Source organism: Acinetobacter sp. 102 (genome assembly GCF_037028485.1).
Taxonomy (GTDB): Bacteria; Pseudomonadota; Gammaproteobacteria; order Pseudomonadales; family Moraxellaceae; genus Acinetobacter; species Acinetobacter higginsii.
Window position 1 is genome coordinate 53,158 of the sequence record NZ_JAZEZK010000017.1, and the last position, 14,056, is coordinate 67,213.

A 14,056-nucleotide genomic window follows, 5' to 3' on the forward strand; every position below is an offset into this window, starting at 1 on the left:
CAGCGTGTCTCATTCCAACTTTTTATTAAAAAATCATTTATTTAATGATGTTTTACCAGTTGGAAAAATTAAGTTAAAAGAAAAACCCCTTAAAGATTGAAAATTACCTTGCTAATTTCATGCCACTTTTCAAATAAAAAAATTATGTTTATTTTTTAATCAAAACGTATTCTTAGCAGATCTAGTTTTCACGCATCTTAAATAAAAGTAACTTTATGCCAAATCATATTTTTATATATTATTTTCCATTTCAATGAAATAAAAATAATAAACCATATGTTTTATAACAACAAAAGATGATTTGCACCACAAAAAAGCAAAAATAAAACTTTATGATTCATTTTAATGCATTACAAAAACATACCTTATTTGGAACTTTATGTTAACCAATCCACATTTAAAATTATTTCAATATTTTTAATATTTAGTAAAAATATGAAAAGCTTATATATAAAAACTAAAACACTTTTACACATTTTATTCTACATTAAGCGAAATCTAAAAATAGGGTTTGGCACAGCTCTTGCTAAAACGGATTTATTGAATTTTTAGAGTGGCAATCCATTAGGGGTTAAATAATCAATGAAAAAAGCCAACTTCGCTCAACCAAGTGCTCTGCCAAAAGCGGGCAAAACCATACTCAAACTCAGTACGCTTAGTTTAAGTATGTTGTGTTTAACCATGGCTCACGCTGCAGAGGCAGAATCACCATCCGAGGAAAAAGCAGCCAAAGTCGTAAAAGTTGCGGTTACAGGTTCATCCATCAAAGGCGTTGCAGCACAGAGTGCTTCACCGATTACCATTGTCAAAGTGGATGAAATTCTAAAACAAGGGGTCACAACAACCGAAGAAGCACTCTCAAAAATTACAGCCAATCAATCAAATTTTGTCACGGCTTCAAATGTAGGAACCAGTAAAACACAGGGATCTGCTGCAAATTTAAGGGGAATTGGTGCCAACAAGACCTTGGTTTTGCTCAATGGTCGTCGTTTGGCAGCCAATGCCTATGACAGCGGTGTGACCAATTTAAATATCATTCCACTGGCGATGCTTGATCGTATTGAAGTGCTGAAAGATGGTGCATCAGCGATCTATGGTACCGATGCGATTGGCGGTGTAGTCAACTTTATTACTAAAAAACAATTTAGCGGTTTAAATTTCAGTGCCGACTATCAAAAACCAGAACAAACAGGTGGCGAGCAACAAAACTATTCCATTTTTGGTGGTTATGGTGATTTAGAAGAAAATGGATTCAATGTTTTCGGGGTTGTTGATTATCGACATGGTGATGAAGTCATGGCAAAAGACCGTAAGGTCAGCCGTCGTGGGGGTGTATTACCCGAATTAGGTGTCAATCGAACCAGTAGTGGTTCTTTCCCGGCAAATTTATACGATACAGAGACAGGTACATTCGGCAGTCCTTATGCCAAAACAGGATGTGGCGATAATCCGCTATTCTTCAGTAATGATGGAGTGACCTGCCGTTATAACAGTCAAGCTGTGATTGGCATTATTCCTAAAACAGAGGACGTTTCTGTCATGGGTCGTGTAACCGCAAAAATTAATGATCATTTCAATGCGATTGGTGAGTACGTTTACGCACGTAGTGAAGTGACTACATCCGTTGCACCTGACGTATTTTTTGACTTACCGATGAACCCATCAAGCAAATATTATCCTGGGAATGGTATTACACCTGCCATGGATAATGTCAGTGGCCCACTAGAATTATATTTACGTTCACAAGCAGGTAATCGTATCAGCAATAGCGTAAATGATTCACACCGGATTTTTGCTGGTCTTGAAGGTGATGCGTATGGTTGGGATATTAATACTGGCGTAACCTATGCCCGTAGTAATGCTGCCGATAACGTTCTAAATGGTTATCTTAATTACAATAAAACCGCTGCAGCATTATTAGATGGCACTCTCAATCCCTTTGGTGCACAAAGCTCAGCCGATGGTGATGTATGGAATGGCTTAAGCGTTAAAGGTAAATATCTAGATGCTAAATTAGACTCAACCACAGTCGATTTCACTGCAAGCCGCCCGATCTATACTTTACCTGCTGGTGATGTCGGTTTTGCTGTTGGTGCAAGTTATCGCCGTGATGATTGGCAATCAAAAACACTGGCTGAAATTGCAAGTGTTGCACCAAGTACTGGGGTAGATCCGAATGAGCCAGTAAATGAAGGCTCGCGCAATATCAAAGCTGTCTTCACAGAACTACATATCCCTTTGCATAAGACTTTAGAAGCTCAACTTGCAGCTCGATACGATGATTACAGTGATTTTGGAGATACATTTAATCCAAAAGTGTCGCTTCGTTGGGAACCAATTAAACAGGTCATGTTTAGAACCAGCTATACCAAAGGTTTTAGAGCACCGACATTACAAGAAATGCATTCACCTAAATCCGTCACCAATACAGCTGCAACGTATAATGATCCGCTACTTTGCCCTGGTGGTGTTCCAGCAGCGGGTGCATTACCTGCACGTGACTGTGGTATGCAATTTGATCGACAAAATGGTGGTAACCAAAACCTAGAGCCTGAAAAATCAGATTCATTTACCGCTGGCATGGTATTTGAGCCCATCAAAAACTTGGTCTTCACGCTCGATTATTTCGATATCAAAGTCAAAAATCAGATTACCACCATTTCAGAGACTGCCATTTTTGCTGACCCAGTGAAATATGCAGATAAATTCATCCGTAATGCAGATGGATCGCTGAACTATATCAATACAACCAATCAAAATTTAGGTGGTATCAAAACCTCAGGATTTGATGTCGGTGCAGCTTGGCGCTCTCCAATGACCAGCACAGGCCAATTTGGTCTCAGTATTGATGGTACTTATGTAACAGATTACCAATACCAAGAAAACAAAGGCATGCCATGGATTGGTGTTGCTGGAAGCTATGCAGGCTTGGATTATCAGGCAATCGTTTTACGCTGGAAACATACAGCTAATTTAGATTGGCGCTATGAGAACTGGGCACTCAACTTACAGCAAAACTTCTCTAAAGGTTATAAAGACCAAAACTCTAATGGGCAAGACCATTCCGTAGGCGACTATACCACTTATAACCTTTCAGGCACTTATAAAGGTTTCAAGAACCTAGAACTCACACTTGGTCTTAAAAATATATTTGATGCTGAACCACCGGCTTCAAATGTCGTCGATAACTTCCAAATGGGTTATGACCCGCGTTATGCAGATGCTGTTGGTCGTAGCTATTTCGTTCGCGGTACCTATAAATTTTAATGCGTTTCATCACTACGGCATGAATATTGTTCTGTCGTAGTGATTCACCGTAATCCTCTGTTTCATCACATTCCAAGCGGTTGTTGTCAGTCTAAATCGATATAAGCCGCCCCTAATGGATATGAATTACTGATTACAATTTCAGGAGTATTTATGGGCATCCCCTTTTCTGAGAGTGAAAATCAACCAGCCAAACGCCTTGTCGGTATTGGTCTGGTGTTATTTCTACATCTCATTATCGCCTATATTCTGATGACAAGTTTAGCGACCGACTTTAGCAAGCCTGTCGATAAGCCTGTAGAACTACAGATTATTCAGGACATCAAACCACCACCGCCTCCAAAACCAGAGGAACCAAAACCTAAAGAAAAGCCACCCGAGCCACCGAAAATGGTCGAAAAAGTGGCCAAGATGCCTGACCCACCTAAACAGGTGGAGAAAGTCACACCTGTGCAAAAACCAGCACCTGCTCAACCGACCAAAACGGCTGTTGCGACACCAACACCTACGCCTGCTGCAGCAAGTCCGAGCCCTGTTGCTGCTCCAACAGCGCCAGCCGCACCTGCGACTCCAGCAAAACCCGCAGGAATTTCACGCGGTGTTTCTGAAGGAGAAGCGGGCTGCCAAAAACCTGAATACCCTCGTGAAGCCTTGATGAATGAAGAAGAAGGTACAGTGCGTATTCGTGTGCTGGTTGATGGTTCAGGCAAAGTGATCGACTCAAAAGTTAAAAAATCGAGTGGTAGTAAAAGCCTAGATAAAGCAGCTGTCAAAGCCTATAGCCTGTGCACATTTAAACCTGCAATGAAAGACGGTGTACCACAACAAGAATGGTACGAAATCGAATATCCATTCACGATTTCCTAATTAAATACATTGAACAAACAAGTTTTTGGAGAATTTAAAGATGACAAACACAGCAAAACGTATTTCTCGAATCGCAGCAATTGGCCTCATCGCAGGAACGACCTTACTTCCAGTTGCAACCGTGTGGGCGGATGAAACCACGCAAACCACAGCCGTAACGACGGTAGCGACTGATGCCGCAGCACAAGCAGCACCAACCCCGCCTCCATTACCTGCAACTGTTGAAAAAGTACATAACCCTTATGGTTTAGAAGCCCTATGGCGCGAAGGTGACTTGGTCGCAAAATCAACATTATTTATCTTGGTACTAATGTCGATTGGAACGTGGTACATCATTCTGTCGAAAGTGTTCCAACAAAGTAAGATCAAACGCCATGGCACAGAAGCTGAACGCCATTTTTGGGAAGCGGAGTCTTTAAATAGCGCTGCAGAAAGTTTAAATAGCAATAGTAGCTACCGTTATATTGCTGAAAAAGGCATTCGCTCAACCAAACATCACGATGGCACCTTATTAGAACGTATTGATTTCAACACATGGGTGACGATCTCAATCCAACGTGCAATCGAAAAAGTGCAAAGTCACTTAAGCAATGGTTTAGCCTTCCTTGCTACTGTGGGTTCAACCGCGCCATTTGTCGGCTTATTTGGAACAGTTTGGGGGATTTATCACGCGCTTACTGCGATCGGTATTTCAGGCCAAGCATCAATTGATAAAGTTGCTGGACCTGTGGGTGAAGCACTGATTATGACCGCAATTGGCCTTGCAGTCGCGGTTCCTGCTGTACTTGGTTATAACTGGTTAACCCGTCGCAATAAAGCGGTGATGGACAATGTCCGTTCATTTGGTTCAGACCTACATGCCGTACTCCTCAGCGGTGACCTAAACAGTAATCACCCAAACCGTGATTCTAAATAAGGAACACCATTATGGGCATGATGATTAATTCAGATCAAAGTGACGATGATGTCATCGGGACGATTAACACGACTCCGCTGGTCGACATCATGCTGGTGCTGCTGATTATCTTTTTAATCACAGTTCCAGTGGTCACACACACTGTTCCGGTAAAACTACCTGAAGAAAAAAATACACCTTATGCCACCACACCACAAAATATCCAGCTTTCCGTCAATAAAACGGGGGATATTTTTTGGAATGAACAACACGTTGCAAATAAAGAAACGTTACTTGCCCGTTTACAAGCTGAAGCGCAAAAACGTCCACAGCCTGAGGTTCATATTCGTGGCGATCAACAGACACATTATGAAGCGATAGATCAGGTGATCAGCACAACACAGCAAGCAGGGATTGGCAAAATCGCTTTTGTTACGACTCCCCCTGCTTCTACACCATAATAGGAGAATCACACATGGGTATGAATGTGGGTTCAAAAAATGATGAAGAAGATGTGATGCTTGACGTCAACATGACACCGCTGATTGATGTCATGTTGGTGCTGCTGATTATGTTCATTATCACCATCCCGATTCCAAACAATGCCATTAACATTAATTTGCCAAATGGCACACCACCACCGCCAACAGATCAGAAGCCCCCCGAAACTATTAATTTACGGGTTGATGCGCAAGGGCATATTTTTTGGAATGATCAAGCGGTTGCTGATCGTTCAGCCTTAAAAGCCTTGTTTGATTCGGTTGCTCAAAAAGCTGATCAGGATCAGATTAAGTTTAAGCCTGATGCACAGGCTGAATATAAGAATATCGCGATGGTGATGGCACTCGCTCAACAGAGCAATATCACCAAAATCGGTATCGTCAGTAATAACTAAATAATAAAAACAAAAAATTAATCAGATAACTACAATTTTACTCCTGAGCTAACAAGTTCGCTTGTTAGCTTTTTTTATTTTATTTCATTGATGACAACAGGAATAAGCTTACTGCTCACCTTATAACCTTGTGGTTTGTTATTACAGGCATCCCCTGTCACGGTGGTTCGAATGACATAAGGAGAATAAGGCATCACATTTAAATAGCCCGAATTATCTCGGCCAGTACGACAGTCTTCTGCCCCCATTTTTTCATCATAGCGACCGTCATAAGAAGATTCCTCTACTTCTGCAATCAGTTTGCTGGTCCACTGAGTGAAATAAACCAAACTTTTACTCGACTCGACCGTCCCCTGTCCTGAACCTGCACTTTCAATTTCGATCAGTTGAATCGGTTTACCTTTATAAACGGTTGAATGCACTTTAAAGCTATTCGATTGACCACCAAACTCTTTTAGGATTCGCGCCTGCTTTAATTTTGGACGGGTTAACACATAGCCAGCCCAAAAATTACGTCCTGCATTTTCAAAACTCACACCCGATAAATAGGCTTCTTCTCCTGAGATCAGTTTTACTGCTTCGGTAGAATCGATCTGAATGGCTTGGGGTGGATTGGCATTTGAATCTTGTAAGTTAGTGATCCAACTGATAATGGTTTTATCTGGAGGTACAGCAGCATGAGTAGTCGAGATTAGACCTGACAGGCAGAGGGTTATAAAAATAAAATTCTTTTTATTCATTGTTAGTCACCTTAAATTTATTAATTAAATGGCTTCCAAAATCTATTAGCTATCGTGACGGCGGCATGGATGCCGCCCGTAGGGCTGCGGTATAAGGATATACCGTCAGCCCTACAAAGGATTTTTGTTACTTTTCATCCCTGAAAAGTAAGATAATGTGGTATTCATTTGAGAAAACTCGGGAAGACGCTGTGGTTCACCCTATTGAATAAGATTCTAAATTTAATGAATTAAATTAGAATTTTTCCAACTCAACCCATTCTGCTTCTGGAAAATGCTTTGCCAAATAAGCTTTTAAATAATCTGCGGTATCTTTCGAAATAAGTGGATCTTTCGACTCATCCCTTAAGTTATACACCAAAGCATGCAAACTCAAACCACGCTGCTTTAAAGCCTCTAAACTCAACAAAGTATGATTAATACTTCCTAAACGCCCAGAAGTCACTAAAATCACAGGAAATTGATGCTGAACGATATAATCAATCGTCAACAACTCTGTAGTTAAAGGCACCATCAAACCACCAGCACCTTCTAACAACACCACCTCAAACCGCTGAGCCAACTCTTTGGTTGCAGCTTCGATCTTGGCAAAATTCAGATCACGTCCATCCAAACGTGTAGCTAAATGCGGCGAGGCCGGATAAGTAAAAATTTCAGGCATAGTCAGCTTTTCATGATCTTCCTGAAACCAACCACTGCCCATAATTTCACGATGTTTTTCGATATCTTCGGAGATATCTACATTCCCCGTTTGTACTAATTTTTGGGTAATGACACGCTGTCCCTGTTCGGTCCAAAGTTTGGCGAGATAACCAGTGGCATAAGTTTTACCAATTTCAGTATCGATACCACTGACAAAATAAATTGCTGCACTCATGCTGTTCTCCGTGCAATCACATAAATCGGATGATAAGTCAGACGAAACCCCTGCTCATCATAAAACTGTTGATAATCTAAATAAAACTGCTGCAAGGATTGCTTGGTCCAACGATGTGATTGAGCTGTTGCGGTCACGCCTGTGGCTTTTAAATGCTGCAATACAGATTTTGGATGATCAAAATAAACCTGCTTATGATCTTGATGTATCAATAGAATTTCAAAGCCTTGCTGTTCAAGCTGTCGCTTTAAAGATTCTAAGTCAACATAAGTTAAACCTTGTCCTGTTAACTGCTTAATTTCAGTCAAATTGTCAGGCCCAAAAGTAGAAAAACCGAAAAATGCATTGGGTTTTAATGCCGCATAAATTCGCTGCAATAAAGCAGGTAGGTCAATCATCCACTGTAATGCTGAACTGGAAATCACTGCATCCAAACATTGCGGTAACATCAGTTGCTCAATATCACCGATCAACCAATCAACCTTAGGTCTCCCCTTAACAAAGGGGAGATTTAGAGGGGATTTAAAATTTGAAAAATGCTGATCGACATCTGCATATAAATCATTTAAGAACAGTTGCTCAACCTGAAAATAAGACTCACATAAATAGGTGAGATTGCCTGAACCACAGCCAATCTCTAGGACTGAATCCAAGTTTTGCGGACAATACTCTTTAAGGTATTCAAATAACTGCGCACTAATCTGTTTCTGTACCACAGCATGCTCGACATAGCTTTGCCCTGCTTTGGCAAAACGTTGGGCCACCAGTGCTTTATTGATGCTCACAAACACTCCACCAATTGTTCCAATTCATTTTTTTGCACCAAAGAAGTTAATGAAATACGCAGGCGTGAACTATTCTGTGGCACTGTTGGTGGGCGTACTGGCATGGCATAAAAACCTTGTTGTTGTACATAGCGTGCTTTTTCAATCGCAGCTTGGCTTTCACCCAAGATAATCGGAATGATATGACTGCTAGATGGGCTCGAGAAACCTTTTGCAATCACAGCCTGTTGTAAATATTGACTGATCTTAGCCAGATGCTGACGCTGTTGCTGCATGCTCAGCACTTTATTAAAAATAAAATCTGACCATGCTATCGAAATCGGTGGTAAAGCGGTACTAAAAATCAATGGGCGCATTTTATTGATCAGATAATCACGAATGATTGAATCACAAATGATATAGCCGCCTACCGAGGCAATTGCTTTACCAAAGGTACCCACCAAGAAATCAATCTGATCCAACACCCCATATTGTTCAGCACAACCCAGACCTTGCTCACCCCTGACGCCGATCGCATGGGCTTCATCGACATACAACATGGTTTTGGCAAAGCGTTGCTTTAACTGCGCCAATGCAGCTAAATCCGTCTCGTCCCCATCCATACTAAAAATACTTTCGGTCACCACAAGAATGCGTTCAACTTGCTCATCTTGATGATACTTTTGCAATAACTGTTCCAGATGCTGCAAATCATTATGGCGATAACGTACATATTGAGCAGTCGAAAGTCGAATGCCATCAATCATACTGGCATGTACCAGTTTATCGGCCAGAATCACGGTTTTGCTATCACATAAAGCAGGCAAAATACCGATATTCATGTGGTAGCCACTATTAAAGAGTAAGGCAGCACGACCAAAGGCTTTGCTTAGGCTATTTTCAAATTGTTCATATTCTGCAAAATTACCCGTCAGCAAGCGTGAAGAAGATGAACTAAAGAGCGCTCGTTCGATTTTCAACGTATCAAGAAATTCTTCTCTTAAAGTTAAATCAGCGGCCAAACCTAAATAATCATTGGATGCGAGATTCAACATGGCTCGATCTTGAATCGTGATCCATCGTCCAGATTGCTCATTTGCAGTGAATTTACGGAAATTACCCTGTTGCTTAAGTAAGTCAAGCTGCTCGGCATAATGATCAAGCAAGGACATTGGCATTTACTCCTTGCATATTTTTTACCACTTCACTCATCTGTGCTAATAAATAATGGAGTTCATCATCGCTAATCACATACGGCGGCATCACGTAGACCAATTTTCCAAATGGTCGTACCCAAATCCCCCGTTCAACAAACTGTTGCTGTAAGGTTTTCATGTCGACATTGGTGGTTAACTCAACCACGCCAATCGCCCCTAAAACCCGTACATCAGCAACATGATCGAGCTGTGCTAAATCCGTTAACTGTTCAGCCAGAATCTGTTCAATTCGTTGAATATTGGCTTGCCAATCCTGTTCCACCAGCAGTTGTGTACTTCTTAATGCAACCGCACAGGCCAGTGGATTCGCCATAAAGGTTGGGCCATGCATAAACACGCCTGCTTCACCACGACTAATGCTTTCAGCCACTTGCTTGGTGGTTAAGGTCGCAGACAATGTCATATAACCACCTGTTAAGCCCTTACCAATACACATGATATCGGGTTCGACCTGCGCGTGTTCCCATGCAAACATTTTGCCTGTACGTCCAAAACCCGTGGCAATCTCATCAAAGATCAGCAATAAATTGTATTCCTCACACAATGCTTTGGCTTGACGTAAATATTCAGGATGATAAAAACGCATCCCACCTGCACCCTGAACAATTGGCTCGATAATCAATGCAGCAATACTGTGATGATGCTGTTCAATCTGCTGTTTGAGTTGCTGAATATCTTGCGGATTCCATTCGCCATCAAAACGGCTTTGTGGCGCGGGTACAAAAATTCGATTCGGTAAACTTGTACCAAAAATTTGATGCATCCCCGTGACTGGGTCACAGACAGACATCGCATTCCAGGTATCGCCATGATAGCCAGAACGGGTGGTAATAAAATTGGTTTTTTCTGGTTTGTTTAATGCAGCCCAATATTGAACTGCCATTTTTAACGCTACTTCTACGGCAACCGAACCTGAGTCTGCGTAGAAAATCTTATCTAAATTCGGCGGCGTGATTTTTAATAATAATTTGCCTAATTCAATTGCAGGTTCATGGGTCAGACCGCCAAACATGATATGCGCCATGTTCTGCAATTGATCTGTAACCGCTTGGTTGAGTTCAGGATGGTTATAGCCATGAATCGCACACCACCATGACGACATGCCATCAACCAAAGCTCGACCATCTTCCAGTTCGATGGTTGCGCCATAAGCACGTTTGACTTTAAAGGTTGGCAGTGGATTTAACATCGAAGTATAGGGATGCCATATATGTTCTAAATCAAATGGGTCTGTCATCCTTTACCTCTGTAAATTCAATATTTAATGATGTGCTGTACAGTGTCATTCCGAGTACTCATCCAATTTCAGGATAAGCCTTCAGCTGGACCTACTTTTCTTTCGGGAAAAGTAGGCAAAACCATTCGTCATCCACAAAACCTGTTCACTTCTTGATCCCATCCAAGTATATCTACTCATCCATATTCATCACTTTTACGATAACCACGCAGGTTGTGGATGACCTTACCGAGTATCAATTTTTTGGAAAATTCATACAGAAGAACTTGTGAACATCTTAAACGTGTCAAAATCTAAAATATATTGCGAGAACTTTCAATTCAAGCAAGATTAAACCGTCTGTTGAATAAAATCTTCAATTATTTGCACAGTCTGCTCAACCATAAAACATGGAAAACCATGTGAAGCTCCATCGATCGAAACAACAGATAGATTCTTTGCAGCTAAATCTTCAGTTTTTTGCACAATTTGGTAAGGAACTAAAGCATCATACTCAGCAAAGACATGCAACTGCCTACCCTGATAATTTTTATACAACTCAACCAAGTTTAATTGCTCCAGCAACTGTAACCCATCTCTAAGCAATGCAATCGGTTGTGGACGAATCAATTTCTGCATAGCTACGAAATCTTTCTTTGCCGAACTTGCACCCTGACACACCAATAAACCAAACCGTTTTAGCGTGGTAATTGCATCCTGTTCAAATGATTGTTTAAACTGGATAAAGGTTTCAACAGGCATCGCAGTTGTCCAATCTGCTTTAACCACAAAACATGGATTCGACGCTAAAGTGATTAAAACTTTCGGTTCAGCATATTGTTGTTGAATTTGATCGACCAGTAAGGTTGCCAGTTGTCCACCAAGCGACCATCCAATAATCACATCAAACTTCACTGCAAGTTCGACATGCTGTTGCAATATCTCATCATCCAGCGCATTAAAGATATTAAGCCGCTCAACGCTATGTCCCTTTTGTTCTAAAGCCTCATGTAAAGGTTTTAATAATTCGGCACCACCGCCCCATCCTGTGATAAGTAGAATCTTATAGGTCACGTGCTTGCTCATTTCCAAAAACATCAACGCAGTATACCCTGATTAACACTCCTCATTATTTTCCAAATCTACCAAAAGATGCGCTGGAATCACTTGCTCCCAATGTTGCTTGAACTGTCGATGAACTTGATCAATATCCAAGCAACTATTTCTCGCCACCTGCTGAGCATGAGCAATATCTTTGGCACGCATATAGGCGAGCAAATAATGATCGCCATTCAATTCAAGTTGAAACCAAGATTCAACGGTTACCCCTTCTGCTTGAAGTGTTTGAATGGCTTCTACTTTGCGTTGTTGAATTTCTCGCTGCCAAGCCTCGACCTCAGCCTGCCTATTTGCTTTTAATTTAATCAGAACTGCACCAACATCCATTGATTTTCCTTTTCTTTTTCTAAATCGCTATTCAATTGAAATATATAAAGCAGAGCAAAACCCTGTAAAGAATTTTCTACCCCATCCAATCTCTAAATTTGCTAAAGTAGCTGCTATTACACTTTGAGATCAACATGATGAATACGATAAAGTCCAAAGTTCTCGTTTTATGTAGTTCACTTTTTTTACTCAGCTCACCAACACTTAGTAGCGCACAAAGTACCTTATTTTCAAAGCAAGATACCGCTCAAAAAGAATGGGTTGGGCAATCTGCACCAGACTTTAAACTGCAAGATCAAACTGGCAAATGGCATACCTTAAATCAATATAAAGGCAAATGGGTGGTACTTTATTTCTATCCTAAAGACAACACTGCAGGCTGTACCCAAGAAGCTAATCAATTTAAATCACTGTATCCACAATTTACCAAATCAAATGCTGTGGTACTGGGTGTCAGTCTGGATGATGTTGCATCACATCAAAAATTCTCAGAAAAACTTGGCCTACCGTTCCCAATTCTTGCAGATGATCAGGGTGAACTAGCCACTAAATTTGGCATCGTACGAAACTTGGGTATTACTAAAATTGCCAAACGTGAGAGTTTTTTGATTAATCCTCAAGGCGCGGTGATGTATCACTACACCAGCGTGAATACTCAAACTCATGCCGATCAAGTGTTGAAAGATTTAAAAACCTTACAAAGCAAATAATCGCTTTGAAGATTCTGAGTCAAGTTATCGAGTGATCATCTGCCTAGCTGTTTGAAGTCTAGGCATTTTTATACATGTTTAATAATCAATGCCATTGGAATCATCAATCGGGTTCTGATCCAGTGTAAACACGGTACGTTGATACGGAATACCTTCCAGATCATAGACCTGATAAACACAATCAAATAACAGCTGTAGGTCTTCACTGCGATCCATTGCCCGTGCAGTCAGAAAAATTGGGCTGACGGCGCCATTGTCTAAAATCGGAATATAGTTCAAATGAGGAAAGCGAATGGTATCGGCACTGGCAGGAATCACACACAAGCCTTCACCTGCGGCTACCAACCCTAAGGCCAGTTGAATTTCCCGTACTTCATGCATATTTTTTGGCACGAGGCTATGCTCGGCAAAGATATTCAAAAGCTGCGTCGAAAAATTAGGCTTCGGCGAAGTGGGATACATAAACATCTTTTCATCAATTAGATCTGCCAGATAAACCCCTTCCGTCCGCTGTGCAATGGGATGACTGGTATGCGCCGCCACAACCAATCGCTCCTTCCGCAATAAAATCCGTCTGACCGCAGGATCACTAATCCTCAAGCGTCCAAAGCCCACATCAATGCGTCCTTCCTTTAAAGCTTGCAGTTGTTCTGTGGTGCTCATTTCAACCAGTTGAATATTGAGATGTGGCTGCTGTTGTCTGAATAAATAGATGATCCGTGGCAAAAGACCATAAAGCAGCGACCCGACAAAACCGATGGTGACACTGCGTTCAATCAGCCCAATCCGTTTTGCCATACTTTTAATTTCTTCAGCATTAGACAAAAGTTTAATCGCGTGCTGATAAAAGAAATGTCCCGCAGGTGTGGTTTGTAGAGGTCGACTACCCCGCTCAAACAGTTGAATACCCAACTCACTTTCCAAGTTTTGAATCTGTCGACTCAAAGGGGGTTGAGCAATAAATAGTTTTTCTGCGGCCTTGGTGAAGCTCTGTTCTTCAACAACTGCAACAAAATACCGTAAATGACGTAATTCCATGAGGTTTCCATACCTTTAAGATATATAAAAATATAAATTCGGTCTTAGACAGAGTTTACTCATTCTTTTAAGGTATAGACAAGAGATAAACCGATGAAGTTATGAATCGCTTCCGCTAGATTCC

At 41.2% G+C, this 14,056-nt stretch carries 14 protein-coding genes; 6 read left to right on the forward strand and 8 right to left on the reverse strand.

Features of this window, described 5'->3' with window-relative positions:
* Positions 1–582: 582 nt before the first annotated feature.
* The 5 genes from WA352_RS16295 (at position 583) to WA352_RS16315 (ending at position 5,924) form a co-directional block, all read left to right on the forward strand.
* Entirely contained in the window at positions 583–3,267 is a 2,685-nt protein-coding gene (locus tag WA352_RS16295) for a TonB-dependent receptor (protein WP_171248676.1), read from the forward strand.
* 153 nt (positions 3,268–3,420) lie between these two features.
* Positions 3,421–4,134, forward strand: a complete 714-nt coding sequence (locus WA352_RS16300) for a TonB family protein (RefSeq protein ID WP_004804915.1) — start codon at positions 3,421–3,423, stop codon at positions 4,132–4,134.
* Positions 4,135–4,174: 40 nt separating this feature from the next.
* Positions 4,175–5,050: a MotA/TolQ/ExbB proton channel family protein gene (locus WA352_RS16305; protein WP_004804913.1), complete on the forward strand. Its 876-nt coding sequence runs from the start codon at positions 4,175–4,177 to the stop codon at positions 5,048–5,050.
* An 11-nt stretch (positions 5,051–5,061) separates the two neighbouring features.
* Complete coding sequence (locus WA352_RS16310; protein WP_004804911.1) at positions 5,062–5,490, forward strand: ExbD/TolR family protein; 429 nt, start codon at positions 5,062–5,064, stop codon at positions 5,488–5,490.
* 14 nt (positions 5,491–5,504) lie between these two features.
* Complete coding sequence (locus WA352_RS16315; protein WP_004655303.1) at positions 5,505–5,924, forward strand: ExbD/TolR family protein; 420 nt, start codon at positions 5,505–5,507, stop codon at positions 5,922–5,924.
* Between the two features lie 74 nt (positions 5,925–5,998).
* Here WA352_RS16315 and WA352_RS16320 read toward each other — a convergent pair whose 3' ends face one another.
* The 7 genes from WA352_RS16320 to WA352_RS16350 all read right to left on the reverse strand — a co-directional run bounded on the left by WA352_RS16320 (position 5,999) and on the right by WA352_RS16350 (position 12,184).
* The gene (locus WA352_RS16320; protein ID WP_033134423.1) at positions 5,999–6,664 is read right to left on the reverse strand and encodes a hypothetical protein; all 666 of its coding nucleotides are present in this window, start codon (positions 6,662–6,664) and stop codon (positions 5,999–6,001) included.
* A gap of 235 nt (positions 6,665–6,899) precedes the next feature.
* Positions 6,900–7,541: a dethiobiotin synthase gene (bioD, locus tag WA352_RS16325; protein ID WP_033134419.1), complete on the reverse strand. Its 642-nt coding sequence runs from the start codon at positions 7,539–7,541 to the stop codon at positions 6,900–6,902.
* Positions 7,538–8,326 (reverse strand): malonyl-ACP O-methyltransferase BioC, encoded by a 789-nt coding sequence (gene bioC, locus WA352_RS16330; RefSeq protein ID WP_033134422.1) that lies wholly within the window; start codon positions 8,324–8,326, stop codon positions 7,538–7,540. Before bioC ends, bioD begins: the two co-directional genes overlap by 4 nt.
* Positions 8,323–9,477 (reverse strand): 8-amino-7-oxononanoate synthase, encoded by a 1,155-nt coding sequence (locus tag WA352_RS16335; RefSeq protein WP_033134418.1) that lies wholly within the window; start codon positions 9,475–9,477, stop codon positions 8,323–8,325. The genes bioC and WA352_RS16335 overlap by 4 nt, the downstream gene beginning before the upstream one ends.
* On the reverse strand, positions 9,464–10,759 hold the full coding sequence (gene bioA, locus WA352_RS16340) for an adenosylmethionine--8-amino-7-oxononanoate transaminase (RefSeq protein WP_033134417.1): 1,296 nt from the start codon (positions 10,757–10,759) through the stop codon (positions 9,464–9,466). Before bioA ends, WA352_RS16335 begins: the two co-directional genes overlap by 14 nt.
* Positions 10,760–11,089: 330 nt before the next feature.
* Entirely contained in the window at positions 11,090–11,812 is a 723-nt protein-coding gene (locus tag WA352_RS16345; protein WP_033134421.1) for a hydrolase, read from the reverse strand.
* 42 nt (positions 11,813–11,854) lie between these two features.
* Positions 11,855–12,184 (reverse strand): DUF6176 family protein, encoded by a 330-nt coding sequence (locus WA352_RS16350; protein WP_033134416.1) that lies wholly within the window; start codon positions 12,182–12,184, stop codon positions 11,855–11,857.
* A gap of 134 nt (positions 12,185–12,318) precedes the next feature.
* On the opposite strand from WA352_RS16350, the gene WA352_RS16355 reads away from it, so the two are divergent.
* The gene (locus tag WA352_RS16355) at positions 12,319–12,894 is read left to right on the forward strand and encodes a peroxiredoxin (protein WP_005312598.1); all 576 of its coding nucleotides are present in this window, start codon (positions 12,319–12,321) and stop codon (positions 12,892–12,894) included.
* Positions 12,895–12,972: 78 nt separating this feature from the next.
* Here WA352_RS16355 and WA352_RS16360 read toward each other — a convergent pair whose 3' ends face one another.
* Entirely contained in the window at positions 12,973–13,932 is a 960-nt protein-coding gene (locus WA352_RS16360; protein WP_005205529.1) for a LysR family transcriptional regulator, read from the reverse strand.
* Between the last annotated feature and the right edge of the window lie 124 nt (positions 13,933–14,056).